This window comes from Phormidium tenue FACHB-1052 (assembly GCF_014696675.1).
Taxonomy (GTDB): Bacteria; Cyanobacteriota; Cyanobacteriia; order Phormidesmidales; family Phormidesmidaceae; genus Nodosilinea; species Nodosilinea tenuis_A.
In genome coordinates this window covers 80,023-104,322 of sequence record NZ_JACJQN010000013.1, presented here as the reverse complement: position 1 = coordinate 104,322, position 24,300 = coordinate 80,023, and the positions used below count along the sequence as shown (strand labels likewise).

Annotated in this window: 23 protein-coding genes; 11 read left to right on the top strand and 12 right to left on the bottom strand. The window is 57.8% G+C overall.

The annotated features are described in order from the left end of the window. Positions 1-56: 56 nt before the first annotated feature. A complete protein-coding gene (locus H6G07_RS17715) occupies positions 57-3,812 on the bottom strand; it encodes a WD40 domain-containing protein (RefSeq protein WP_073609288.1) in 3,756 nt (1,251 codons plus the stop codon). Between the two features lie 268 nt (positions 3,813-4,080). Between H6G07_RS17715 and H6G07_RS17710 the strand changes: the two genes are divergently transcribed. The 10 genes from H6G07_RS17710 (at position 4,081) to H6G07_RS17665 (ending at position 13,626) form a co-directional block, all read left to right on the top strand. Next, complete coding sequence (locus tag H6G07_RS17710) at positions 4,081-5,241, top strand: BMP family ABC transporter substrate-binding protein (protein WP_073609287.1); 1,161 nt, start codon at positions 4,081-4,083, stop codon at positions 5,239-5,241. A 110-nt stretch (positions 5,242-5,351) separates the two neighbouring features. Next, positions 5,352-6,449, top strand: coding sequence for an ABC transporter permease (locus H6G07_RS17705; protein ID WP_139297084.1), 1,098 nt, complete (start codon positions 5,352-5,354; stop codon positions 6,447-6,449). Between the two features lie 147 nt (positions 6,450-6,596). Then, positions 6,597-7,526, top strand: a complete 930-nt coding sequence (locus tag H6G07_RS17700; RefSeq protein ID WP_073609285.1) for an ABC transporter permease — start codon at positions 6,597-6,599, stop codon at positions 7,524-7,526. A 156-nt stretch (positions 7,527-7,682) separates the two neighbouring features. Next, the gene (gene biuH, locus H6G07_RS17695; RefSeq protein ID WP_199312202.1) at positions 7,683-8,441 is read left to right on the top strand and encodes a biuret amidohydrolase; all 759 of its coding nucleotides are present in this window, start codon (positions 7,683-7,685) and stop codon (positions 8,439-8,441) included. Between the two features lie 39 nt (positions 8,442-8,480). Next, positions 8,481-10,025, top strand: coding sequence for an ABC transporter ATP-binding protein (locus H6G07_RS17690; RefSeq protein ID WP_073609284.1), 1,545 nt, complete (start codon positions 8,481-8,483; stop codon positions 10,023-10,025). A 41-nt stretch (positions 10,026-10,066) separates the two neighbouring features. Continuing rightward, positions 10,067-10,414, top strand: coding sequence for a cupin domain-containing protein (locus H6G07_RS17685; RefSeq protein ID WP_073609361.1), 348 nt, complete (start codon positions 10,067-10,069; stop codon positions 10,412-10,414). A gap of 69 nt (positions 10,415-10,483) precedes the next feature. Beyond that, positions 10,484-11,170 carry a cysteine hydrolase family protein gene (locus H6G07_RS17680; protein WP_073609283.1) on the top strand — a complete coding sequence of 229 codons (687 nt, stop codon included), beginning with the start codon at positions 10,484-10,486 and terminating at the stop codon, positions 11,168-11,170. Positions 11,171-11,623: 453 nt separating this feature from the next. After that, on the top strand, positions 11,624-12,592 hold the full coding sequence (locus H6G07_RS17675) for a sodium-dependent bicarbonate transport family permease (RefSeq protein WP_073609282.1): 969 nt from the start codon (positions 11,624-11,626) through the stop codon (positions 12,590-12,592). A 3-nt stretch (positions 12,593-12,595) separates the two neighbouring features. Continuing rightward, positions 12,596-12,907, top strand: a complete 312-nt coding sequence (locus tag H6G07_RS17670) for a P-II family nitrogen regulator (RefSeq protein WP_073609281.1) — start codon at positions 12,596-12,598, stop codon at positions 12,905-12,907. 11 nt (positions 12,908-12,918) lie between these two features. Beyond that, positions 12,919-13,626 (top strand): carbonic anhydrase, encoded by a 708-nt coding sequence (locus H6G07_RS17665; protein WP_073609280.1) that lies wholly within the window; start codon positions 12,919-12,921, stop codon positions 13,624-13,626. Positions 13,627-13,631: 5 nt separating this feature from the next. Here H6G07_RS17665 and H6G07_RS17660 read toward each other — a convergent pair whose 3' ends face one another. The 11 genes from H6G07_RS17660 to H6G07_RS17610 all read right to left on the bottom strand — a co-directional run bounded on the left by H6G07_RS17660 (position 13,632) and on the right by H6G07_RS17610 (position 23,718). Next, the gene (locus tag H6G07_RS17660; protein ID WP_073609279.1) at positions 13,632-15,143 is read right to left on the bottom strand and encodes a GMC oxidoreductase; all 1,512 of its coding nucleotides are present in this window, start codon (positions 15,141-15,143) and stop codon (positions 13,632-13,634) included. An 82-nt stretch (positions 15,144-15,225) separates the two neighbouring features. Then, positions 15,226-15,561, bottom strand: coding sequence for a XisI protein (locus H6G07_RS17655; protein ID WP_073609278.1), 336 nt, complete (start codon positions 15,559-15,561; stop codon positions 15,226-15,228). Then, positions 15,549-15,965, bottom strand: a complete 417-nt coding sequence (locus H6G07_RS17650) for a XisH family protein (protein WP_073609277.1) — start codon at positions 15,963-15,965, stop codon at positions 15,549-15,551. Before H6G07_RS17650 ends, H6G07_RS17655 begins: the two co-directional genes overlap by 13 nt. A 108-nt stretch (positions 15,966-16,073) precedes the next feature. Next, complete coding sequence (locus tag H6G07_RS17645; protein WP_073609276.1) at positions 16,074-16,676, bottom strand: cytochrome c oxidase subunit 3; 603 nt, start codon at positions 16,674-16,676, stop codon at positions 16,074-16,076. Next, entirely contained in the window at positions 16,663-18,348 is a 1,686-nt protein-coding gene (ctaD, locus tag H6G07_RS17640; protein WP_073609275.1) for a cytochrome c oxidase subunit I, read from the bottom strand. The genes H6G07_RS17645 and ctaD overlap by 14 nt, the downstream gene beginning before the upstream one ends. Further along, positions 18,341-19,303: a cytochrome c oxidase subunit II gene (locus tag H6G07_RS17635; protein WP_073609274.1), complete on the bottom strand. Its 963-nt coding sequence runs from the start codon at positions 19,301-19,303 to the stop codon at positions 18,341-18,343. Before H6G07_RS17635 ends, ctaD begins: the two co-directional genes overlap by 8 nt. 15 nt (positions 19,304-19,318) lie before the next feature. After that, complete coding sequence (locus H6G07_RS17630; protein WP_073609273.1) at positions 19,319-19,909, bottom strand: DUF2231 domain-containing protein; 591 nt, start codon at positions 19,907-19,909, stop codon at positions 19,319-19,321. After that, positions 19,906-20,403, bottom strand: coding sequence for a DUF2231 domain-containing protein (locus H6G07_RS17625; RefSeq protein ID WP_073609272.1), 498 nt, complete (start codon positions 20,401-20,403; stop codon positions 19,906-19,908). The genes H6G07_RS17630 and H6G07_RS17625 overlap by 4 nt, the downstream gene beginning before the upstream one ends. A 212-nt stretch (positions 20,404-20,615) precedes the next feature. Continuing rightward, on the bottom strand, positions 20,616-20,882 hold the full coding sequence (locus H6G07_RS17620) for a hypothetical protein (RefSeq protein ID WP_139297083.1): 267 nt from the start codon (positions 20,880-20,882) through the stop codon (positions 20,616-20,618). Positions 20,883-21,002: 120 nt separating this feature from the next. Beyond that, a complete protein-coding gene (locus H6G07_RS17615; protein ID WP_073609271.1) occupies positions 21,003-22,388 on the bottom strand; it encodes a proton extrusion protein PcxA in 1,386 nt (461 codons plus the stop codon). A 268-nt stretch (positions 22,389-22,656) separates the two neighbouring features. Next, the gene (locus H6G07_RS17610) at positions 22,657-23,718 is read right to left on the bottom strand and encodes a glycoside hydrolase family protein (RefSeq protein ID WP_199312198.1); all 1,062 of its coding nucleotides are present in this window, start codon (positions 23,716-23,718) and stop codon (positions 22,657-22,659) included. 132 nt (positions 23,719-23,850) lie between these two features. On the opposite strand from H6G07_RS17610, the gene H6G07_RS17605 reads away from it, so the two are divergent. Continuing rightward, complete coding sequence (locus tag H6G07_RS17605; protein ID WP_073609269.1) at positions 23,851-24,207, top strand: hypothetical protein; 357 nt, start codon at positions 23,851-23,853, stop codon at positions 24,205-24,207. Positions 24,208-24,300: the final 93 nt, after the last annotated feature.

Here is a 24,300-nt window from a genome sequence, read left to right as displayed (position 1 = left end):
CATGGGCCAAGAGCCAGCGGTTAGGGGCAGTTGTGATACCTGGAGTGTAGTCTACTCTACGGGGAATACAGAGGCGCGATCGAGGGCGTGGGGCTGAGGGCCGGGGTTTCGCTGGCCCCCAGGGCGACTAGGGCCGCTTTTTGAGCGTCGGTGAGGCCGGTTACCCCAGCGATCGCCATGCCTTCGTAGGGACGGGGCACGCGCAGCGTTTGGGCGTGACAGTAGATAAAGCCGTCGGGGGTCGGCAGTTTTTGCCAGACCTGAATGGTTTCGTCTTGGCTACAGCTAATGAGGCGATCGCCGTCGGCGCTAAAGGTCACGTATCGCACCCACTTGTTGTGGCCGCAAAGGGTTTGGTGACACTGGGGCTGTTGGGGATGGCGAGTGCGCAGGTTCCACAGCCTGATGGTGGCATCGCCGCCGCAGCTAGCCAGCCATTGGCCATCGGGGCTAAAGGCCACGGCCAGCACCAGGCTGGGGTGGGTGCCGATGACGGTGCGGTGGCCCAGCTTCAAATCCCACAGCATGACATAGCCGTTAGACCCGCCGCTGGAGAGGAATCGACCATCGGGGCTGAAGGCTAGTCCCCGCACCCAGCTGCCTTCGCAGGGTAGGGTTTGCAGACAAGTCTGGGACTCAAGATCCCACAGGCGCACGGTTTGATCTTGGCTGCCGCTGGCCAGGCGGCGACCGTCGGGGCTGATGGCCAGTGTCCAAACGCCGCTAGTGTGGCCAGTGAGAATGCCACAGTTCATCTGGCGATCGATATCCCAGAGGCGAATGGTGCTGTCGAGGCTGCCGCTAGCCAGGCGATCGCCCCCGATCGCACCCCGAGGACAAAAAGCCAGAGCCCAGACCTCGTGGCTATGGTCGGCCCAGGTGGCGCGACAGTTCCCAGTTTCGCTATCCCACAGGCGCACGGTGCGATCTTCGCCACCACTGGCAATCCAGCGGCCATCGGGGCTAACCGCTACAGCAAAGACCCAGCCATCGTGCCCGGTAAACCCTCGGGGAGGAGCCTGGGTGGTCAGCGGCCACAGGCGTACCTGGCGATCTTGGCCACCGCTGACCAAGTAGTCACCCTGCGGGTGCAGCGCTACTGACCACACACCGCTGTTGTGACCGCGCAGCACTCGCAGGGGTTGGTGTTTCTGGCTATCCCATAGGCGCACAGACTGATCTTCGCTGGCGCTGGCTAAGACATAGCCGTTCTCTTCGGTGGATGTTCCCCCCACGGGGCTAAAGGCGACGTTTGAGATCCAGCTGCTGTGGCCCTTGACCGCCCAATCAATCTGCCCAGTTTGCCAGTTCCACAGGCGCAGAATCTGGTCATCGCCGCCGCTGGCCAGGGTGCGTCCGTTGGGGCTAAAGGCCACAGAGCGCACCGCCTGTTGCCCTTGAATTGCAAGTTCCGTTGGATCGGGCTGAGGCGATCGCACCCTGGTTTGGGTGACGACATCCCAAATGCCAATGCTGCCGTTGTGGTGGCCACTGGCTAGGGTCTGGCCGTCAGGGCTAAAGGCGATCGACCACACAGGTGACCCGGCTGCCATGACAATACTGTCGCCGCTGGCCAAGTCCCACAGGCGCAAGGTACCGTCGTAGCTGCCACTGGCCAAGGAATGACTGGCCGAGCGATTTTGAAACGAACCATTACGCGAATTGCTCAGACTCAGACCGCCGCGCAGGTAGCCCTGGGGCGAAAACGCCACCGATCGCACTTCGTCGGTATGGCCCACCAAACTGTGAACTAGGGTCTGGGTTCGCACATCCCACACGCGGATCTGGTGGTCTTCGCAGCCGCTGGCCAGAAAGCGCCCGTCGGGGCTGAAGGCGAGGGAAAAAACTCGGCTGGAGGAGTCTTTGAGCTGACCGTAGCGATCGCCGGTTTTGAGATCCCACAGGTCGATGGTGCCGTTGGCGCTGCTGGCCAGGGTTTGGTTGTTGGGGCTAAAGGCCACCGCCCAGCACCAGCCGTCTTGGGCGTGCAGGGTGAGCATTGGCTGGGCATCGCTGACCCGCCACAGGTGAATTTCGTAGCTGACATCACTGGCGGCGAGCAGCTGGCCATCGGGGCTAAAGGCGATCGCCAGCACCTGGCTAAAGGTGTCTCTAAACACCGATCGCGACAGGTTGGCCTGGGCAAAGTTGGCGTTGTGCAGGGTGCTGTCTTGTAGGTTGGCCTGCCAGATCGTCTGAGCAGAAAAATCCCAGCCTGTTAGGGAAACGTCAGCCTGCTGGAGCAGATTGAGCAGGTTGCCACAGGCGTAGCTCGGCAAACTCTGCCCGCGCCAGGTGTCGAGGTGGTGGCGCAGGCGCTGGGCCAAACTGTCAGGGCGCAGTCGCAGCCGTTCCAGTACGGGTTGCAGAATTAGCCGGGTTTGGCTGTCGCGAATGTAGTCTTTAGCCTGGGCCAAAACCAGGGCGTGGGTGTGCAGCGGGCCGGGGTCAATGGTCGGCGGAGCCAAAATGGCCTGGCTGATCTGCTCCACCAGCCAGTCGGTCATGTATTCCATCACCACGGGCTGGAGGGTGAAGCGCGTGCTGCGAGCATTGGCCCGTGGGGTATCGCGCTCGATTAGCGATCGCCGCTCTAAGCTGGTGAGGGCTTCGATTAGCTCGCCTAGGGCCAGGGGAGCTACCAGGTAAGCGCGCACCTGCGCTAGGGTAACGGGCTCGCGATGAATGGCGAGCCAAGCCATCACCTGCTGCTCGACGGTTGTAAGGCGATCGAGCTGGCGGGTCAGCAGATCGCGAATGTCGCCAAATACCGAGTCCCCCTGGGCCAAAATCTGCACAAATGGCCCTAGCTGCCCATCAAAAAAGTCTTGCACCACGGCAGCCACCATCTTGAGGGCCAAAGGGTTGCCTGCGTAGTGGTTGACCAGATGCTGCCAGTCGGTGGGGGTACCTATAAACTGGCCTCGAGTCTGGAAAATTGACTGGCCGACTGGGGGCGGCAGCCCCCCTAGACGCAGGGAGCGAACTGGTAGGGTCGCCCCTTCCTGCTGGGCAATCTCCTTGAGTTTTTCGCGGCTGGTGAGCACGATGGTGCTGGAGTGGTCAACATTGCCCAGGCTGTAGAAGAGCTGGGCGTAGTTTTCGTAGCCCGGCTGATAGGTGCCGGTGCGATCGCGCGGCTGCAAAATCGTTTCGCCGTTGTCGAGCACGATCAGAGCGCGGTGCTGGCGCAGCTGATCGAGCAGCGATCGCAACAGACTATCAAACTCAGCGGCGGTGTTGGCTCCCGGCAATAGCACCCCCAGCAAGTCTTTGAGCAGGTCGTTGACCGATGGAGCATGGCGCAGCGATCGCCAGATCACCACCTCAAAGCGGTCTTGCACCTGCTGGGCCAGCTTTACCGCCAGGGTGGTTTTGCCGATGCCCCCCATGCCAAACAGCCCCACCAGCCGACAGCGATCGCCGAGCACCCAGTCTTGTAGCTGGGCCAGCTCGTCGGTGCGTCCGTAGAATACCGTGGCGGTAGCGGCATCGCCCCAGTCGTGGCGACGCCGAAAAGGCGCTGCACTGGGGCTGCTGGCTGCGAGGTCAGGGGTCTTGAGCTGGCGAGCCAGCACCGCCCGCAGATTGCGCTTGGTGACTTTTTCTCCGAGGTGTTCAGAGAGGCACTGCCACAGGTCAGACCCCATTTGCTTGATGTAGCCCACCTCATAGTCCAGGGCCAGGGCCATGTCTTGGTAGGTGCGATCGCCCCAGGCCTGCTGAAATAACGTCGCCTGAAGCTGGCTGAGCGCCACCCCACGCTCGGCGAGAACCCGCTCAACCAGTCCTAACGCATCGTCATCGGTCATGGTGGTGTATCCAAGGCTACTCGCTGTACTAAAACCGAAGCGGCATGGGGCCTAGGGGGAGTTCTATGGGGCTGATCCTAGCCAAGCGCTACCCCCAACTTTGTACCTTGGGTAACAGTTTGCCGAGCCGACCGCGCTCTATCCGATTAGAAACGTACTTTTGGCGAACTTTCCTCGCACCTCCCAGCCCAGCCTGTGTTGGTAATCTCTCCTTACATTCAGCGCCTCAGCTTGGACTATCTTTCACCCTCACTAAGGAGAATCCCCCATGCGGAAACCCACGTTTCAGGTGACCCGTCGCCAGGCAATTCGGGGATTGCTGGCCACCGGTGCCTTTGGCCTGACGGTAAAACTCAGCGGTTGCAGCACCTCCCCCACAGCAGCGGGGGGCAGCGACACCCTCACCGCGGGGTTTATCTACGTCGGCCCCAAAGATGACTATGGCTATAACCAGGCCCACGCCGAGGGCCGCGCCAGCCTCGACGCCCTCGACGGCGTTAAAACCTCTGAGGAGGCCAGCGTGCCCGAAACCAACGCGGTGCAGGAAACCATCCGCAGCATGATCGACCTGGACGGAGCCACGGCAATTTTTGCCACCTCCTTTGGCTACTTCGACCCCCACGTGCTGGCCCTGGCCAAAGACTTTCCCGAGGTGCAGTTTTTCCACTGCGGCGGCCTGTACCAAGAGGGGGTACACCCCGAGAATGTCGGCAGCTATTTTGGCTACATCGACGAAGCTCAGTACGTGGCGGGCGTTGTCGCCGCCCACGCCTCGAACAGCAAGCGGCTGGGGTTCATCGGCGCTAAGCCCATTCCCCAAGTGCTGCGCAATATCAACAGCTTTACTTTGGGGGCGCGCAGCATTGACCCCAGCGTGACAACTCAGGTGATTTTTACCGGCGACTGGGCCGACCCGGTGCGCGAGGCCGAAGCGGCCAACAGCATGGCCGACCAGGGTATCGACGTACTCACCTGCCATGTAGATAGCCCCAAGGTGGTGATGGAAACCGCCGAGCGGCGCGGCATTTTTGCCACGGGCTACCATGCCAACCAGTCCGAACTGGCCCCCCAGGGCTACCTCACCGGGGCCGAGTGGGACTGGTCGAACGTGTACAAAAACTACATCAGCCTGTTGCAGCAGGGTAAAACCCTGATGAATGGCGGCATTCCCCACCTGGTGCGGGGCGGTTTTAAAGACGGTTTTCTAAAGCTGTCGCCCTTTGGCCCGGCGGTGAGCGCCTCAGCCCAGCAGGCCGCAGAGGCCGCCCAGGCCCAGCTAGTTTCTGGAGAACTGGTGATTTACAAAGGCGAAATCAAAGACAACCAGGGCAAAACCATCATTGCTGGTGGCAAGGAGCTGGGGCAGACGGCGATCGAGCTAGAGCAGATGAACTGGCTGGCGGAAGGGGTGATGGGGAGTGTCGGGTAAGTGAAAGGAAGAGTTTTGAATTCTCAATTTTGAATTCAATGCAAAGTTCAAAATTCAAAATTTAACCCTCACCTACCCCTAACTACTTGGCAAAAGTAAGGAGCATGACTATGAGCGATCGCTGGCGGAGTCTTCTCGAAAAAATTTGCATTCCCACTGGGGCGCTGCTGGCGGCGCTGGTGATATTTGGCCTGTTTTGCGGCCTGGCGGGGGCGAACCCGTTGGGGGTCTACTACTCGATTTACCGCGCTGCTTTTGGCAGCTGGAGTTCGTTTCAAAACACGCTGATTCAGGCGTCGCCGCTGATGCTGAGCGCGTTGTGTACGGCGCTACCAGCTCGGCTGGGCCTGGTGATTATCGGCAACGAAGGGGCGCTGGTGCTGGGTGGGCTGGCCGCTGTGGCCGGTGGCCTCACTTTGGGAGGTTGGGGGTTGCCCACCCCTGGAGTGCAGTTGGGCATGGCCCTGGCCGGGATGGCGGCGGGCGGCATCTGGATTGCCATTGTGGGGGCGCTGCGGCATTACCGAGCGGTGAATGAGACTATTAGCAGCCTGCTGATGAACTACATCGCGATCGCGCTGCTCAACCACATGGTCAACGGCCCGATGAAAGACCCCAGCTCCCTCAACAAGCCCTCTAGCTATCCCCTGCCTGAAATGCACATGCTGGGCAATTTGCCTGGCAGCCGGGTGCACTACGGTCTGGTGCTGGGGCTAATTGCCTGCGGTTTGGCCTACTTCTTGATTCAGCGCACCACCTTTGGCTTTGCGGCGCGCACCGCTGGGGGCAATGTGCGGGCGGCGCGGGTGGCGGGGCTACCCGTGGGCAAGCTCACCTTGGCAATCTGCTTTTTGGGCGGAGCCTGTGCCGGTCTAGCGGGGATGGTTGAGGTGGCTGCCGTCCACGGTCGCGCCAACGAATCGCTGAACGCGAACTACGGCTACGGCGGCGTGCTGGTGGCCTTTATTGCCCGCCACAACCCGATCGCAGCCAGCCTGGTGGCCCTGCTCCTAGGCGGTATTCTCGCCAGCGGCGGCATTTTGCAGCGCAGCCATGGCCTGCCTGACGCCACGGTGATGGTGTTCCAGGGCATTGTGTTTCTGTCGGTGCTCTACAGCGATTCGCTCTACGGGCGGCTGCCAATTTTTAAAGAGCGCCCCCCCAAGGTGCGGCCTTTGCCCCCTGTGGCCACGGCCACCCCGGTTTAGCCGGATTTACACGAGTCCGAATGGGTCTTTCACCCTGAACTGACACCCTGCCTCGGAAGCAGGAACGGGGGGACGAGAGGCCGCTATATTCGCACCTGAATTTCGTTTCTTGACCGTCTGCAATCACACCCACGGAGAGTTAGAACCATGGCCAGTGAAGTGTTGGGCTGGTGGGGGGTACCCCTTGCCATTATTGCCGGAACCCTGCGGGGGAGCGCACCCTTTCTGTTGGTCAGTCTGGGAGAATGTCTGACCGAAAAAAGCGGCAAGATCAACCTTGGCCTAGAAGGCACCCTGCTGATGGGGGCGATGAGCGCCTACGCCGTGTCGTATCTAACCGGGTCACCCTGGCTGGGGGTGATTGTGGCCGGTGTGGCCGGTATGTTCTTGGGGCTAATTCACGGCTGGCTGGCCCAGCAGCCTCGGGTGAATGACGTGGCGGTGGGCATTGCCATGATCATCTTTGGCAGCGGCCTGGCGTTCTTTTTGGGTAAGCCCTTCATTCAGCCTTCAGCGCCCCAACTACCGACGTTGTCCCTGGCGGGGTGGACTCAAATTCCTCAGCTAGAGTCGGCCCTGAGCATTAGCCCGCTGTTTATTTTGGGGGTGGCGATCGCCCCGCTGATGCAGTGGTTCTTTCGCTCTAGTCGCTGGGGTCTGCTGATCCGCGCTGTGGGCGACAGCCCCGATGCCGCCAAGGCAATGGGGATTTCAATCTTTAAGGTGCGCATGGCCAGCATTGTGGCGGGCAGCTTTTTGGCTGGTATTGGCGGCGCATCGCTATCGCTGTTTTACCCCGGCAGCTGGTCAGAGCGAATCTCTAGCGGTCAGGGCTTGATGGCCGTGGCCCTGGTGATTTTTGCCCGCTGGAACCCGGTGCAGTGTCTCTACGCCTCGCTGCTGTTTGGCGGTGCCCAGGCGATCGGCCCTGCCCTCCAGTCGGTAGGCATTGACGCTTATTACTACTTATTCAACGCCTCACCCTACATTTTGACCCTGCTGATTATGGTGATTACCTGCTCGCCCAAGCGCACATTAACCGGCGCACCGGGAGCATTGGGACAAGCTCAGGAGTAACAGTTTGCCACCGTCTTTTAAAGCATTTTGTAGGAATGCTTTGCACTGTGGGTTGAGTGAAACGCAGTGCAACCCAACAGCGGCAGATTCGTTGGGTGCCGCTTCGCTATAACCCAATCTACAGTGCGCCATTAGCTATTCAACTGGAGAGAGCCCATGGGAATTTTTGTTGAAGCCGAGCCGTATCCATACCCCTACGACGGGGATCTGCGGCCCGAAAATACGGCGCTGATTGTGATTGATATGCAGACCGATTTTTGCGGCATCGGCGGCTATGTCGACAAGATGGGCTACGACCTGTCGCTTACCCGCGCCCCCATTCAACCGATCGCCAGGCTGCTAGAGGTGCTGCGCGATCGCAACTTCACCATCATCCACACCCGCGAGGGCCATCGCCCCGATCTGTCAGACCTGCCGGAGAACAAACAGTGGCGATCGCGCCAAATCGGCGCTGGCATTGGTGACCCCGGCCCCTGCGGGCGCATTTTAGTGCGCGGCGAACCCGGCTGGGAACTCATCCCTGAACTGCAACCCCTGCCCGGCGAAGTGGTGATCGACAAGCCCGGCAAAGGCTGCTTCTACGCCACCGATTTAGATTTAATTTTGACCCGCAAAGGCATTCGCAACCTGATTTTGGCGGGTATCACCACCGACGTATGTGTCCACACCACCATGCGCGACGCCAACGATCGCGGCTACGAGTGCCTGCTGCTGTCTGACTGCACGGGCGCTACGGACTACGGCAACCACCTGGCCGCGCTGAAGATGGTCAAAATGCAGGGCGGCGTGTTTGGTGCTGTAGCCCATTCCGAAGCCCTAATCGAGGCTTTGGCCCAATCCGAGATGAATTTTGGGGAAATGGTGGGCAGCGCCCGCCCCACGGTTGTTCCGCAAGCACACCCTACTTTCTCCTAATCTCCCCATCACTCCCTACCCCCCACTCCCTACTCCCCTATGAAAACCGCCGTTGCTGCACCGCAGATCAAAACCGCTCCGCCCGAGCTGGAGGTAATCAACCTCACCAAACGCTTTGGCACCTTCACCGCCCTCGATCAGGTCTCGATCAAAGTCACCCCCGGCAGCTTTCACGCCCTGCTGGGCGAAAACGGAGCGGGTAAAAGCACCTTGGTGAAGTGCATCATGGGCTTTTACACCCCCACCTCTGGAGAAGTACTGGTCGATAAACTATGCCGCGACATTGACAGCCCCAAAGATGCCCACCACTTTGGCCTGGGTATGGTCTACCAGCATTTCACCTCGGTGCCCGCCATGACCGTAGCCGAGAACCTGGTGCTCTCGCGCTACGACAGCCCCCAGTGGATCAACTGGAAGGCCGAGTACGATCGCCTCGACGCCTTCATGGCTACCTCCCCCTTTCAGATCGACCTGCGTACTCCCATTTCCCAACTGGCGGCAGGCCAAAAGCAAAAGCTCGAAATTCTCAAGCAGCTCTACCTGAATAGCCGGGTGCTGATTCTCGATGAGCCCACCTCGGTGCTCACCCCCGACGAAGCCGACGAAGTGCTGGGTCTGCTGCGGGAAGAAGTCACCGCTGGCCACCTCAGCGTGCTGATGATTTCCCACAAGTTTCGCGAGGTGATGGCCTTTACTGACGAGGTGACGGTGCTGCGCAAGGGGAAGCTAGCGGGCCACGGCTACGTGCGCGACTTGACCATCGATGACATGGCCCACATGATGCTGGGTGAAAAGACCGAAGCCACCCCGGTCGAAAAGGTCACAATGACCGATTCTCGACCCGTTCTAGAGCTCAAAGATCTGCGCGCCGATCGCGACAATGGCCTGCCCGCCGTGCGCAGCGCCAGCCTGATCGTCAACAGCGGCGAAATTGTCGGCATCGCGGGCGTCTCGGGCAACGGCCAGCGCGAGCTGGTAGAAGTGTTGGCGGGTCAGCGCCCCCGCCACAGCGGCGACATTCTCGTCAACGGCGAGCCCTACCAGTCAACCCGCAAAGAAATGGCTCGCCACCAGGTCTACACCCTGCCCGAAGAACCGCTGCGCAACGCCTGTGTACCCCACATGAGCGTGGCCGAAAACATGGCTCTGCGCACTTTCGACTGCCCGCCCCAGGCCCGGCGCGGCTGGCTGCTCAGCCTCAGCAACATTCGGCGCATGGCCGAGGGCTTAGTTCAGGTATTTTCGGTCAAAACCCCGTCGGTGGATACCCCCGTGGGTCACCTCTCCGGCGGCAACGTGCAGCGCACCGTGCTGGCCCGTGAGCTGTCGTCAACCAACATCAACTTGCTGATTGCCGCTAACCCCTGCTTTGGCCTCGACTTTTCGGCAGTTGACTACATTCACAGCCAGATCCTCGCCGCCCGCAATCGCGGTGTGGCGGTGCTGCTGGTTAGCGAAGACCTAGATGAGCTGCTGAAGCTGAGCGATCGCATCGTTGTGATCAGCGACGGTGAACTGGTCTACGAAAGCCCCACCGCCACCGCCGACATCAAAACCCTGGGCCATAAGATGGCTGGGCATTAGTGGGGAGTAAATGGGTGGATGAGTGGATGAGTACGAGATTTATGATGCAACCGATTGTCTTGCGCGACCTGAAGGCTATGGCGGCTGACTCAGAATTGGCCTGGGAGCCATTTCGGTCTGGGATTGATATTTTCCGGCTCTATCCGGCTGAACCCAACGAGGCCGCCGCCGCTCTGCTGCGCTACCAGCCTGGGGCCAGCGTTCCCTACCACCGCCACACCGGCTTTGAGCATATTTTGGTACTCTCCGGCTCGCAAACCGACGATAACGGCACCTACACAGCGGGCACCCTGGTAGTCAACCCACCTGGCACCCGCCACACCGTCAAAAGTCTCGACGGCTGCATCGTGCTCGCCATCTGGGCTAAACCCGTCCAAATCGAAGAATAGAGCAAACACCGCCTGCCCCTGATCGAACCCTAGGGCAGACGCCGCCTGTCCCTAACCCCATTACCCCCCATGCCCCTACCTGCCCTACCCTACCCTTACCCCCTCCCCGCCACCGGACTGGCGCTCGTTATCATCGACATGCAGCGCGACTTCATCGAGCCCGGCGGCTTCGGCGATGCCCTAGGCAACGATGTCAGCCTGCTGCGATCGATCATTCCCAACGTCAAGGCGTTGCAGGAGGCGTTTCGCCGCTATGATCTGCCGATTTTTCAAACCGTAGAGGGGCACCGGCCCGATTTGTCAGACTGCCCGCCGTCAAAGCGCGATCGCGGCCATGGCTCGCTTAAAATCGGCGATCGCGGCCCCATGGGACGCATTCTGGTGCTGGGTGAACCGGGCAACGCCATCATCCCCGAACTCGCGCCCTTGCCCCATGAGGTGATTATTCCTAAACCCGGCAAGGGAGCCTTTTACGCCACCGAGCTAGAAGCTCACCTCAAAGCCCTGGGCATTACCCACCTGTTTATTACTGGCGTGACCACCGAGGTCTGCGTGCAGACCACCATGCGCGAGGCCAACGATCGCGGCTACGAATGCCTCCTAGTCGAAGACGCCACCGAGAGTTACTTTCCCAAATTCAAGCAATCTACCCTCGAAATGGTGCGCGCCCAAGATGGCATCATCGGCTGGACGGGGCACACCGAGACGCTGCTCAACGCCCTAGCGGCCCAGTATGCCGCGCAGATTGTGGCCTAGTCTAGGCTGAACGGTTGATCGCCCCGGTGCTCTCGCCTCACACGCCTTCAACACCCTTTCGCCGCCAGGATTTGCACAAATCCTAAAGCTGTTTTGCTATCGGCAAAACGAAAAACTAGATAGTAATCTAGTCAGTCATTGCTACTCTAGAAGGACTGTCTTCGGCCTACTCTAGCTACAGCGGTATGGTTATAAAACCAGTCGAACTTTTGGTGTTCAAATTCACCCGTGAGCTATTTGTGAAGAGTTACAACGCGAAGAAAATCTGGTAGAGGGAAATTTTTTGCAGTCAGGAAATTTGCCTCATTCTGATGACTGATCGAGCAAAGATTTTAGCAAAACCATTGACAGAAGGTGATTCAACACGATAAACCATGGGCATTGGGTAATAATAGCTTGCAAAATGCAAAGTTTTTTAAACTTCTGGCTTGATCAGTATCAGGAGGGATGGACATGAATGCCAACTTGATCGTGTCCAATATTTTGAATCCTCCAGTGCTATTTTTCTTTTTAGGAATGATAGCTGTTTTAGTTAAATCTGATTTAGAAATTCCGCCGCCAATTCCAAAGTTGTTTTCTCTATATTTGCTGTTGGCGATCGGGTTCAAAGGGGGCGTTGAGCTGACCAAGAGTGGCATTAACCAGCAGGTGGTGTTGACGATTTTGGCGGCGATCATGATGGCCTGCGCCGTGCCGCTATACACGTTTTTTATTTTGCGGCTGAAGCTCGACACCTATGACTCAGCGGCGATCGCAGCCACCTACGGCTCGATCAGCGCCGTTACGTTCATCACGGCCAGCGCCTTCCTCACCGAGTTGGGTATGCCCTTTGATGGGTTTATGGTGGCCGCCTTAGCCCTGATGGAATCCCCGGCTATCATTGTCGGGCTAATTCTAGTGAACTTCTTCGCTAGGGACGAAAATCGAGAATTTGTCTGGTCTGAGGTGCTGCGAGATGCCTTTCTCAACAGCTCAGTCTTTCTATTGGTCGGCAGCTTAATCATCGGTGTGCTCACTGGCGAGCATGGTTGGGAAGTCTTGTCGCCCTTTACCCAGCAGATGTTTTACGGCGTGCTGACCTTCTTTTTGCTCGACATGGGCCTAGTTGCGGCCCGACGCATTAAAGACTTGCAAAAAACCGGTTTGTTCTTAATTTCCTTTGCCATACTGATCCCAATACTGAATGCAGGCGTTGGATTGCTAATCGCCAGGGCGATCGATATGTCCCAAGGTAATGCCCTCTTATTTGCTGTGCTCTGTGCCAGCGCATCCTATATTGCGGTGCCGGCGGCCATGCGGCTAACGGTGCCCGAAGCCAACCCAAGCCTGTACGTTTCTACGGCTTTAGCGGTCACGTTTCCGTTCAACATTACCGTCGGAATTCCGCTTTATCTGTACGGCATTAACCTGTTGTGGAACTAAGCCATGCACCTTGTGAAAAAAATTGAGATTATTGCCAACTCCTTTGAGCTGGCCAAGATTTTAGAGAGCCTAAAAAAATCGGGCGTTCACGGTCACGCGGTGATTCGCAACGTAGAGGGCGAGGGGCTGCGAGGCGGCAGCGAAGACCTCGATATGACCATGCTCGACAACGTCTATATCGTCGCGTTTTGTATGCCGGAACAAATCAAAACTGTGGCCGAGAATGTGCGGCCATTGTTGAATAAATTTGGCGGTACCTGTTATATCTCCGATGTGATGGAAATTCGCTCTGTAAAATGTGTGGCGTCGCTGTAAGGAATTGAGTTATGAACCATAGCGATAGAGGTATCGATCGCCGCCGGGTGCTAACTTTTGGCGGTGGATTACTCGGGTTAGCGGCCCTAGGGCCAGCGCTCTGGCCGATCAAATCGGCAGCGGCGGCGACTTTAGCACCGTCATCTCTCAGCCCTGAGGAGGCGCTGCAGCGATTACTAGACGGCAACCTGCGCTTTACTGGCCACCACCTCGAACACCCCGACCAGTCGGAGGAGCGGGTGCTGGAGCTAACCCAGTCTCAGCACCCCTTCGCCACGGTGCTCAGTTGTGCCGACTCGCGGGTGGCGGCTGAAATCATCTTTGATCAGGGCCTAGGCGATATTTTTGACGTACGAGTGGCGGGCAATATCGCCACGCTTGAGGTGGTGGGCAGCATTGAATATGCTGTGGAGCTGCTGGAAACTCCGCTGCTGATGGTGCTGGGCCATGAGCGCTGCGGCGCAGTGACAGCAGCCGTAAAAAATGAACCGCTACCGGGAGATATTGGCACCTTTGTTCAGGCGATTTTGCCTGCGGTAGAGCAGGTGAAGGGGCTGCCGGGGGATGCGGTAGACAACGCTGTGACAGCCAACGTGCGCTACCAGGTGGAGCAGGTGTTGAGGTCGTCGCTGGTGCGCGATCGCCAGCAGTCCGGCCAGCTTCAGGTGGTGGGTGCCCGCTACGACCTCGATACCGGCACTGTCACCCTAGTTACCTAAGGCGTCTACCGCAGCCTCTCCAGCAGATGCTCGCCCACCCGCAGGGCATTGGCCATCACCGTCAGCGCTACCCCCACGCTGGCGCTGGAGGGCATAAAGCTGCTGTCAACCACGTAGAGGTTATCGAACTCGTGGGCGCGACAGTTAGCGTCAAGCACTGAGGTATCGGGGTCGGTGCCCATGCGGCAGGTGCCACACTGATAGGCCATCACCGACTGGGGCACCTCGCCACGGGGGTGCAGTCCCGATCGCGAGAACAGGCTGCTGTCTTTCTCGACCGCCTTAAGCACGTCGAGCCAGCGGTACACGAGGCGATCGTGAGCCTCGGCATTGTTGGCGGTAAACGCCACCGAGAGCTTGCCGTCCTTCACCGTCACCCGGTTTTTGGGGTCAGGCAGCACTTCGGTCATGGCCCACCAGGCGATCGATCGCGTCGCCAACTGCTTGAGCCCAAAGTTGGGCATAAACTTGGTAATCAGCGAGAGCACCGGGGGCGACTCGGCAAAAATCGCGTCTTGCAGCACCCCGCCCATGTTTTGTATGTGGCCCATGGGGTAGTCAACCTGACTGTCGCCCCAGTAGTAGTCGTTGACGCCTACCGATCGCGGAAATTTTCCAGAATTGGACTGGGCCGTAACCTGCACAATCGAACTTAGCTGAGTCTTCATCAGGTTGCGGCCCACCTGATCAGAGCTGTTTGCCAACCCGTGGGGGTGCTTCTCGTTGGCCGATTGCAGCAGCAGCGCCGCCGAATTTACGGCCCCACAGGCCAGCACAACGATGTCGGCCATAAAGATATAGAACTGTCCGTTGATCTCGGCCTGCACCGCCTTGACCGCTGTCCCCGCTGGGTTAGTGAGAATGCCGGTAACTTTAGCCGAGGTCTTGAGGGTAACGTTGCCAAAATCTAACGCCGGATTGACCCCAAATACCTCGGCATCCCCAGTCGGGTCGTCCTCCCGCAGCGACAGCGATATCGGCAGCGGGTAGGGGTGGCAGCCCTGGTTAGCAATGCCCTCTACCACGGGTTGGATAGTGGGGTCGTGGGCGATCGCCGAGTAGGTAAACTCTCCACTGCGCGGCGGTTCCGTCGGATCTACCCCGCCCTGACCATGCACCTGGTACATCGCCTCCGCCTCGGTGTAGTAAGGCTCAAAGTCGCTGTACTTCAAGCACCACTCGGGTGAAGGGCCATCCTGGTGATTCACCATTTCAAAGTCTTTTTCCCGCATGCGCTGGAGGGCGGCCCCGTAGATTTTGGTATTGCCACCGATCGCATACTTCATCTGCGGTGTGAAGGGTTCACCATCGCCGTCGTACCACTGTTCGGGGGCGTGGTAGCGCTGCTTTTGAAAAATATCCACATCGCTAATATTTTGCTCTTCGAGGGGCATCGCGCCGCCTCGCTCCAGCAGCAGAATGCGCTTACCCGATGGGGCCAGCTTGCGGGCCAGGGTGCCGCCCCCCGCCCCGGTACCGACAATGATTACGTCGTAGTGCTGGTCGTCGATAATCATGACAATTCCTCACGAAGGGGGGCTAGGAAAATCACTGGCCTAAACCAAATGGGGTTAAAGAAGGTTGATAGGGAAGCAACCGTTAAGCTACCGCAAACCCTGTATGGGGTCTGACCGAAGGTTCTTGAAATCCGAGGACAATATCTGTCTCAGATATTCCTGCCGCCACCAGTTCGGTGGCGATGCCGTCTTCGGTTCCATCACGCTGTATCCAAACTTTGCCATTGCGAATTTCGATGTGAATCAGGCATCCATGGTGATGACGTTGGCCGTTCCAACCCTCAGAGAGAATGACATATTGGTCAGTGTCCGCGTCAAAAGCGGCCAAGTTGCGAACATCGACATTGGCGTAGGCAAGTTGGGTGTAGGGATTTAAAACCGCGCGAATAACCTGGCGGTAGCCGTCTAAGGTATCCATCGGATGACAACCTCCTGCTCAGGGTTAAACGACACGAGTTTGATAACATTTCGCTCTAAGAGCATTTTGCCGATTTCTGCTTCAAACAAGTCGAGATACACTGCTTCTCGAATGGCAAGGTATAGGATTCTATCTGGTTCAGTAAGGCTCAAGGCATTTTGGTAAAGCACGAACTGGCCTAGGGCATTTTCTAAATCACGAATTTCTGAAGGGCCAACAAAGCTCTTGATTTCAACAGCGATTTTGTCTGAGCCTTTCTCCGCTGCCAGCAGTTTTTCAGCACCTAAGTCAATAAACAGATCTTTTTTACCTATACGTAAACTCAGAGGATCTTGAGTGATTGTCCAGCCGTCCTTAATTAAGGCAGTTTTGACAGCATTATGGTAGATATCCTTCGCGGGCATAGGGGTTTTAGTTAACGCAGAGCTTGCTTGAGCAGATCCCAGGGTTCTGGAGGCAAAGCTTAGGCAATCTGAGACAGCATAGAAAAACCCTGGGATCTAGAAGAAACTCTACTGCCAAACGTAGATCAAGATGAATAGGATGATCCAGATGACATCGACAAAGTGCCAGAACAGCGAAGTTGCCGCTACGCCAAACTCGCCGCCCGCATAGTTATTCGGCAGAAACGATCGCCCCAGCATAATCCCCTGCAAGAGTACACCGGTCATCACGTGCAGGCCGTGGAAGCCAGTCAGCAGATAAAACGTGCCGCCAAACACACCGTCAGTAAAGCCAAAGGGCAGCCCCATCCACTCCACCGCCTGGCCGTAGAGAAAGAAGCTGCCCATGGCCATGGTCAGCAGCCAAAAAGCGCGAAAGCCCCAGAGATTTTCTTTGTGCAAAAACCGCTCGGCGAAGTAAATCACAAAGCTGCTCGACACCAGCACGATGGTATTGATCAGCGGTTCGCGCACCTCTAGCCCCTCTACACCTGCCGGGAGCCAGTCGGTGAGGTTGGTTTTATAGACCGTGTAGCCCACAAAAAAACTCAGGAAAATCACGCTTTCTGACAGCAGGAAGATGATGAAGCCAAACATGCGATGGTCTTCTTCGTGCTCAGCGGCGTGGGGGCTGTGGGTATTGAGGGTGGGGTCGAGGTTAGCTGTGCTCACTGATCAACTCTCCAGCAGGGTTGTTGGCAACTAAGGGTTCGTCGGAGCCGTAGCCGTAGGGGCCAGACACCACAATCGGAATTTCTTCAAAGTTTTCGACCGGCGGCGGCGAGGAAATTAGCCACTCCAGACCGATCGCATTCCAGGGGTTGGCTGGGGCGCGCTTACCCAGCACCCAGGAACTCACGATATTGAGGATAAACGGCAGGGTCGAGACCCCCAGCAAAAAGCCGCCTAGGCTGGCAATCACGTTCCAGTAGGCAAACTCGGGGTCGTAGGAAGCTACCCGCCGGGGCATGCCCATGAGCCCTGCGGGATGCATGGGCAAGAAGCTGAGGTTGACGCCGATGAAGGTGAGGGCAAAGTGCAGTTTGCCCAGCCCTTCGTAGTACATGTGGCCCGTCATTTTAGGGAACCAGTGGTAGACGGCGGCGTAGATGCCCATCACCGTCGCGCCATAGATCACGTAGTGGAAGTGCCCCACCACAAAGTAGGTGTTGTTGACGTGAATATCGAAGGGCACGGCCCCCAACATGACGCCGGTAATGCCCGCGAATAAGAAACAGACCAGGCCGCCCAGGGCAAACAGCATGGGCGTGTCGAGCCGCAGCTTGCCGCCCCACACCGTCGCCACCCAGGCAAACACCTTCACCCCGGTAGGCACCGAAATCAACATGGTGGAGAACATAAACAGCATCCGCATCCAGCTAGGGGTGCCGCTGGCGAACATGTGGTGTACCCACACCATGGCGCTGAGCACGGTGATGATCACCGAAGACACCACCACAAACTTGTAGCCAAACAGGGGCTTGCGGGCGTAGACCGGAAAAACTTCGGAAAAGGTGCCAAAGATCGGCAGAATGATCACATAAACTGCCGGGTGGGAGTAAAACCAGAAAAAGTGCTGATACAGCACCGGGTCGCCGCCCTTGGCTGGGTCAAAAAAGCTGGTGCCCGTCGTCAGATCCAGCAGCAGCATCACAGCTCCGGCGGTGAGGGAGGGCAACCCAAACAGCTGAATCATCTGGGCGCTGAGCACTGTCCAGCAGAAGGCAGGCATTCTAAACCAGCCCATGCCAGGAGCCCGCATGCGAAAGATGGTGGTGACAAAGTTGACTGCTCCCATGATCGACGACACCCCCGAGAGGGCTACCGCCAGCAGCCACAGCACCTGGCCGTTGATGAGATTGCCGGTGGGGTTTTGCAGGCTGACCGGAGGATAAGCCCACCAGCCCGACTGCGATGGCCCACCAGGCACAAAGAAGCTGACCATCAGCAGGGTGCCAAACACCGGCACCAGCCAGAAGGCGGCGGCGTTGAGCCGGGGAAAGGCCATGTCCCGCGCCCCAATCATCAGGGGCACCAGGTAGTTAGACAGCCCGTTGAGCATTGGGAAGGTCCACATGAACAGCATGATGGTGCCGTGCATGGTGAACAGGGCGTTGTAGACGGTGCGATCGACCAGGTCGGCCTCGGGAGTGATCAGCTCGCCCCGCATGACCATGGCCAGCAGCCCGCCGATCAGGAAGAACACAAAGGCGGTGACCATGTACTGAATGCCGATCACCTTGTGGTCGGTGCTGAAGCTGAAAAACCGTCGCCAGTTGTTGGGAGCACCGGGAAACGGCTGCTCGCTCTTGGCGGCGATCGCATCAAGCGACGCATTACTCATAGCTATCTTCCTCAGAGCTGGCAAAGTTTACACGGGGGGGCGGAGCCGGTTCGACGGTTTTCCAGCCGGCGCTGATGGGGCGATCGCCCAACTTGGTGAACTCGCGAAAGGCGCGATTGTCAGCTTCGGTGAGGGGCTGCTGAGCGGCGGTGGCCAGCCACTGCTGGTAAGCCTCGGCTGACTCAACCACTACGGTGCTCTGGTTGGCGGCAAAGTAGGTGCCGCTGTAGTCAGAGTCGCGCAGCCGGTAGCGCCCCTCGCGAATGGGCATAAAACCAAAGTCAATGGTGCTGCCGGGAATCACATCCTGCTTGACGCGAAAGGCGGGCACGTAGAAGCCGTGCAGCACGTCTTCGGAGATCAGCTTTAGCCTGGCCCGCTCGTTCACTGGCAAGTGCAGCTCGGTGCTAATGATGTTTTGATCGGGGTAGTGAAACTCCCAGGCCCACTGGCGCACGTGGACTTCGATCGGGGTTTGCTCAGGCACGGCGGGCAGGGTCGCGGCCTCGGCGGGGGGCATCAGGCCCAAGCTGGGCACGTGGTTCATGTGCTCCATCGGGCCAAGAATGGCCATTTGGTCGTAGATCTGGTAGCTGTAGGTGGCAATCCAGATCACTAGCCCCAAGGGAATCGCCGTCCAGAGAATTTCGACCAGCAGGTTGCCTTCGACCGGAGGGCCGTCGCTGATGTCGTACTTATCGGCCCGCTGAAACAGCACCGAGTACAGCAGCGCGGCAGTTACCCCAATAAAGATAAAACTGCCGATGGTGGTCAAAAAGCCAAATAGGTCATCGACCAGCACGGCCTCAGCCGAGGCCTGGGGCGGCATCCAGAGGTAGGCCTGGCGACCGACCCAAAGGCTGACGGCGGCATCGGCGACCAGCAGGGCGACTAGCTGCGCAACCGTGCGAAAGGAAAGACTGCGGGGTTCTCTCGGCGTTGTCGGTGTCGTCATAGCGCGGTGGTTCCTTTAGAGCTGATTAGGGTTGCCCCCCGATCGCAGCAGTTGAGCGGCGGTGACATGGACGCCAAAATCACCCCCCAGGTGAGCGCCCAGGGTGCCCTGGGCAAACATCAGCCCAAAGACAACTAGCCCCACTAGCAGGTAGCTCCACTGCACTTGGCGAGCCCGATCCTGCCGCCACAGATAGCGCTGAAACCCTCGCCACACGGTCATCGCTACGATCAGCGTCAGGATGAGCACGCCCCCCAGACCGTGCCAGATCATGGTGTCTTTGATCCCCAGTCCCCAGGCGCTGACGCCTTCCACCGCCATGTCGGCCAGCAAAATTTCGTAAAAGCCAGCGGCAACGGTAAAGAAGGTGATGATGGCGGCGGCCACCATGTTGTACCAACCCACGTCAAATAGGTTGGAGCGGGTGGCCGGAATCGCCAAAAACTTAAATACTCGCTTTTCTAACGGAAACAGCGCCCCCACAATATCAAAGCCGATCGCCACAATAAACAGACCCAGTGTCAAATGCACCAGGTTGGGGTGAATGGGGATGGAGTAGGGCAGGTTATTGGCTCCCGCCTGAGCAATGATTACGCCAAAACTCACAGTAGACCTCCCCGGCTGGCTTCGACTAAGGGGGCGCTGTGCAGGCCATACACCCAAACCAGCTTGTCGCCCAAATAGACCTGAAAGAGCACGATCGCCGTCAGCAGGGCGTTTAAGCCTAAATAAGGCATGGGCAGTTGCTCGGGGGTGCGAATGCGAATGATGTAGCGCCAGCCGGTCAGGGCAGCAATGATGCCGGAGAGCGACCAGCCGATCAGGGTGTGCAGGTTTAGGTCGTTGACGGCGGCGGCGTAGGGTTCTGCAAGACCGGCTTCGATTTGGCCAAAAATAATGGCGATAAAGATAGACACGGTGGCGAAGACCATATTCCACCAGCCCACTTCAAAGAGGCGGGTGTTTTTGGTGAAATAGCCGACCAGATCGCAGAGGACGGCAAACAGCACCATGGCAATCACGAAGTGCACCACGATGGGGTGAATGGTGTCGGGGTAGGGCAGGTTGTGGTCGTTGAGCGGGGGCAGGTACTCAAACACGGGGCTTTCCTTGGGGGGTTAGGGGGCCTGAGCTACGAGGGGAAGGACACGGTTAGAGTTTAGCGTTTGGGTAAGGTTTGGGGTGTCGGTGGGGGCAGAGTTGGCTGCTTTTTATAGGGTAGGCAGCGGAGCTAGCAATAGCTAGGGCAAACGTAGCTGTGGGCAGATTGTCCCACTGGTGAGCAGACATCAGCAGTAATTTTTATGAAATGTTAATTTCTGTTGAGAGAATTGTGCTCTGCTGATGGGCAGAGCGTCGGGGGAAAGGGGTGGGGCGATCGCCTCTCCCGTAGGGGCAAATGCCATTTGCCCAGTGCAACGTCTGGCGTTCTAGATCGAGGATTTACTGCGGGGCGATCGCGGCGCACAATTTCGGTCAAAAGCCAGATCTGCCGCTGGGGCCATTTCGCAGGCCCCAGACCCCCGTCGAGAATGGCGTTCCGCCGCCCTTCACCCCACGGAAAGGATTGGCCGATCATCGGTTTAAACTTCTGTTCTGCAAACGGGCCTGTGGGCAACTGCGATTGACCTCTTATCGCATCCTCATCTCCCTCACCTTCCCCATCTCCCCCACTCCTTTATCCCTACTCCCTACTCCGTCACTCATTCATATTCTTATACGTCGCTACCGCCGAGGGTGAAATCCGATTCAGGTAGCGGAAAATCCAGTATTTGAAGATGGTGTCGAGGATAACTGGGAAGGTGGCGATGAAGAGAAAGATGAAGTCGCGGTTGGCGGGGAGGCCGAGGTGTCGGGAGAGGCCTTCTAGGAGAATTTCCCAGCCGTGGGGCGAGTGGAAGCCGACGAAGGTGTCGGTGAACAGGATGATGATGAAGGCTTTGGCGCTGTCGCTGAGGCCGTAGACGATCTCATCCATGAAGGCCTTGATATTAGCGACATCCTGCTTGCGGTAGATCAGCAGTAGGGCAAAGGCGATCGCGGCCAAGATGTCAGAAAACACGTTTTTGACGGCGCTGGCGCTGCGATCGCGGTACTCTTCTTCGACTTCGGCGGCTTTGTCGCGGACGCGCTCTTCGATATTCAGCTCCGATAGAGCTGGAACTTTGCCAATTAGCACCTCAAAGCGCAGCCGCTCTTCAAACTGCTGTAGCTCGTGGAGGGCTTCTTCCTCCATTTCAGGGTTGAGAAAGACTTCGACTTCTTCGCCCCCGGCCCGCACCCGATCGACAATCGGCCCGACGATGAAGGCTTTGGTAAACTGCTGGGTCAGCAGCGGCACAATCACCAGCAGCAGCACAAACCGAATGGCAGCGGTGGTCTTGGCTTTGGAGTTGCGAAACTCCTTGATCACTTCTTGCTCGGCGTTGGGGTCGAGGTCTTGGCGAATGCGATCGACGGTGCGAAGAATAGATCGGGGCAGTACGTTGACCCGGTCGGAGAGGCCCGCAGCTCGGGTGCCGTCGGCAGGTGGGGAGCTGGCGGCGATCGCCCCGTTTGGGCCAGTCAACAGCTGATCTTCTCGCACTTGGTCGGCCCGCGATCGCAGCACCTGGGCTGAGGGGGCTGGCTCTAGGCTGCCATTGGCCCCGTTGGCGAGGGTGATCACGCGCTCGGGGTTGGTGTCGAGGTTGGCGTAGCGGGCTAGCACCTCGTCAATCAGCTGGAGCTTGCGAAAAACCATGGCCTGCTGGTCAATCACGCTGACGGCCAGGTCGTCGGCCCCGGCCATAGGCAGCTGCACCTCTGTCATCCTGGGGTCGGTGACCCGCACGACCGAGCGGCTGGCCCGAAACACAGCCATGCGCACCTTGATCAGATTCAGGTACTTTTTTAGCTCGCTCTGGAAGTAGGCGATCGCGCTGTCGCCGTAGTTGCCGTAGCGAGGTGAAATCGGGTTGCCACTAAAGTACTCACGCTCGATCGCCTTAATCATCTGGGCGGCTTCGTAGGCCTGGTTAAGGGCACGCTCGGGGGTGCGAGAAACCCACCGCTGGGCGCTGCGAAAAAAGCCTGAATTCTGCATTGGGTTGGGTGCTGGCGCTGAGATGTCCAGATCCTACTACAGTCGGTTGAGACCAGGGGATGCGTGGCGATAGATGGGGCGGCATATATATTCATTGATATATATCAGTGACGAACACTACGAACCGTTTCTGAACGCAGCAATTGGCGAGGCGTTTTAGGACTGGCCTAGAAAATTGCTGCGGCTGGCTGAGCAAGGTTGAAAGCAGGGGTGGAAAACCCTACGGGCAGCGTTCTTCCTATTAGCCAGCCCAAGGCGTTAGCCCAGTTCAAATCGCCAAATCAGAAAAGTCACGATCCATTGAGGCCAGATTAGTTTGAATACCGCTCCGGCGGATGCCGCCCGTTTGAATGTCAAAGCCAATGATTTCGCCGCTCAGTTCAGGCACAACCCGACAGGCATAGAGGCCCTGGGTCTCTGGGGCGAGCACCCGGATAGTTTGGCTGCGCAGGGGCAGTGGACTGCGATTTTCCCTTGGAGAGGCTGAGCCAACGCCCTCTCGGGACTGTCTTTGGTCATCGTGCTCCTCCGGCCAAAGTTGGGGAGCCGTGATGCCCTGGAATCCACCTACCCCGCCGGTAACCGGTGAAAAATCGTACTTTGCCCAGCATGAAAACACCAGCTCATAGCTACCTTCAGCCCGTTGATAGAGCTGTGGTACTTCCATTTCAGAGTAATGGCCGGGGTCTAATAGGGGTGAGAAATATTGCCACTCCCTGTCACCGCGCACGGCCTGGGCAAAGTTGTCGTCAGCCACTTGCAAAAGAGCAACGACGCCACGCCTGCCTATTGGGCCATTCAACGCCTTGGCTGACACCAGCATAAAGATTTGGCGGCTGGCTCGGTGCCGAAACAAAAAGGGATCTCGCCAAGCGTGAATGGTCAGATCGTCGGCAATGCCTTGGGTTTGATAAAAAAACTTTGGCTTTATCTGGGTGTCAAAAAAATGCCATCGATTAGAAAACAAATCGCTGGTGTAAGCCACGCCGATGCTCTGGGTCATGCCGTCGTCTTGACGACGATCCCGAGAAGTATAAAACATGAGATAGCTATTTTTAGCTTTGATAATGTCGCCGCTCCAGAGACAGGTATTTGCCCAATGCCTTGGAGGAGGTTTTAGCACGTCAAAATTGCTCTCGTCGCCCCAGTCGATCGCAACAAAATCTGGCGTAGTGGCGTGGCCCACGCAAGAGGCGTAGTGTTGTTGTTCTGACGAAACTAGAGCGCGATCGGCATTTAAATAAAAAACATGAAAGAGCTTGGCTGCCGGGTCAAAGTGATACCAAAAGTCCCACACATAACGACTGGGATGCTGCATTGAAAAAGTCAATTTCTCCACCTGTAAAAACGTTGCGTAAACCCCTACTTGAAATACCGTATAATCCTCTCCTGGCTTTGCTTCTAGCGATTCTGAAAAGTCTTTATCATAGGGAATATAGCGGTAGTAGACGTAATACGCAGTATGAAGATTCAATCATCGGTATTGGTACATCTAGGGTTTGGCAAATATGTGCGATCGGATCAGGTGACCTCGCTGCAACCAGTCGAGGAGGAGCGCGGCCCTGGACGGCGGACGTTTGTGTATTTAGAGGGGCACACTGACCCGGTGGTGGCCTCGCGGGCAGAAGACACCATCGTGCGCGACCTGGTGCAGGAGCCGCGTGAGGTGATTCAGTCGCGGCAGCAGCAGGAAATCTTGACCGACCTGCTGGAGGACTTGTCGAAGGTCAACTCGACGGTGCGCCGCATTAGCCGCGACGAAGGCGGGCTTGATCTCGATCAGCTAGAGCGCCGCATCCACCGCGTGTTGGAAGCGTAGGTTTAGCGTTTTTACATGCTTGTAAGATAGGCCAAATTATCCCCCCTCTGTCTTTCTAAGAGGGGGGATACAGAGCATAGGTTGGTATGAAGG

Coding starts and splice junctions, on each gene's coding strand:
- H6G07_RS17680 (WP_073609283.1), top strand. CDS start 10,484: ATGCCCCTACCTGCCCTACCCTACCCTTACCCCCTCCCCGCCACCGGA.
- H6G07_RS17685 (WP_073609361.1), top strand. CDS start 10,067: ATGATGCAACCGATTGTCTTGCGCGACCTGAAGGCTATGGCGGCTGAC.
- biuH (WP_199312202.1), top strand. CDS start 7,683: ATGGGAATTTTTGTTGAAGCCGAGCCGTATCCATACCCCTACGACGGG.
- H6G07_RS17670 (WP_073609281.1), top strand. CDS start 12,596: ATGCACCTTGTGAAAAAAATTGAGATTATTGCCAACTCCTTTGAGCTG.
- H6G07_RS17710 (WP_073609287.1), top strand. CDS start 4,081: ATGCGGAAACCCACGTTTCAGGTGACCCGTCGCCAGGCAATTCGGGGA.
- H6G07_RS17675 (WP_073609282.1), top strand. CDS start 11,624: ATGAATGCCAACTTGATCGTGTCCAATATTTTGAATCCTCCAGTGCTA.
- ctaD (WP_073609275.1), bottom strand. CDS start 18,348: ATGAGTAATGCGTCGCTTGATGCGATCGCCGCCAAGAGCGAGCAGCCG.
- H6G07_RS17705 (WP_139297084.1), top strand. CDS start 5,352: ATGAGCGATCGCTGGCGGAGTCTTCTCGAAAAAATTTGCATTCCCACT.
- H6G07_RS17700 (WP_073609285.1), top strand. CDS start 6,597: ATGGCCAGTGAAGTGTTGGGCTGGTGGGGGGTACCCCTTGCCATTATT.
- H6G07_RS17715 (WP_073609288.1), bottom strand. CDS start 3,812: ATGACCGATGACGATGCGTTAGGACTGGTTGAGCGGGTTCTCGCCGAG.
- H6G07_RS17690 (WP_073609284.1), top strand. CDS start 8,481: ATGAAAACCGCCGTTGCTGCACCGCAGATCAAAACCGCTCCGCCCGAG.
- H6G07_RS17635 (WP_073609274.1), bottom strand. CDS start 19,303: ATGACGACACCGACAACGCCGAGAGAACCCCGCAGTCTTTCCTTTCGC.
- H6G07_RS17615 (WP_073609271.1), bottom strand. CDS start 22,388: ATGCAGAATTCAGGCTTTTTTCGCAGCGCCCAGCGGTGGGTTTCTCGC.
- H6G07_RS17665 (WP_073609280.1), top strand. CDS start 12,919: ATGAACCATAGCGATAGAGGTATCGATCGCCGCCGGGTGCTAACTTTT.
- H6G07_RS17650 (WP_073609277.1), bottom strand. CDS start 15,965: ATGCCCGCGAAGGATATCTACCATAATGCTGTCAAAACTGCCTTAATT.
- H6G07_RS17605 (WP_073609269.1), top strand. CDS start 23,851: ATGAAGATTCAATCATCGGTATTGGTACATCTAGGGTTTGGCAAATAT.
- H6G07_RS17655 (WP_073609278.1), bottom strand. CDS start 15,561: ATGGATACCTTAGACGGCTACCGCCAGGTTATTCGCGCGGTTTTAAAT.
- H6G07_RS17620 (WP_139297083.1), bottom strand. CDS start 20,882: ATGATCGGCCAATCCTTTCCGTGGGGTGAAGGGCGGCGGAACGCCATT.
- H6G07_RS17660 (WP_073609279.1), bottom strand. CDS start 15,143: ATGATTATCGACGACCAGCACTACGACGTAATCATTGTCGGTACCGGG.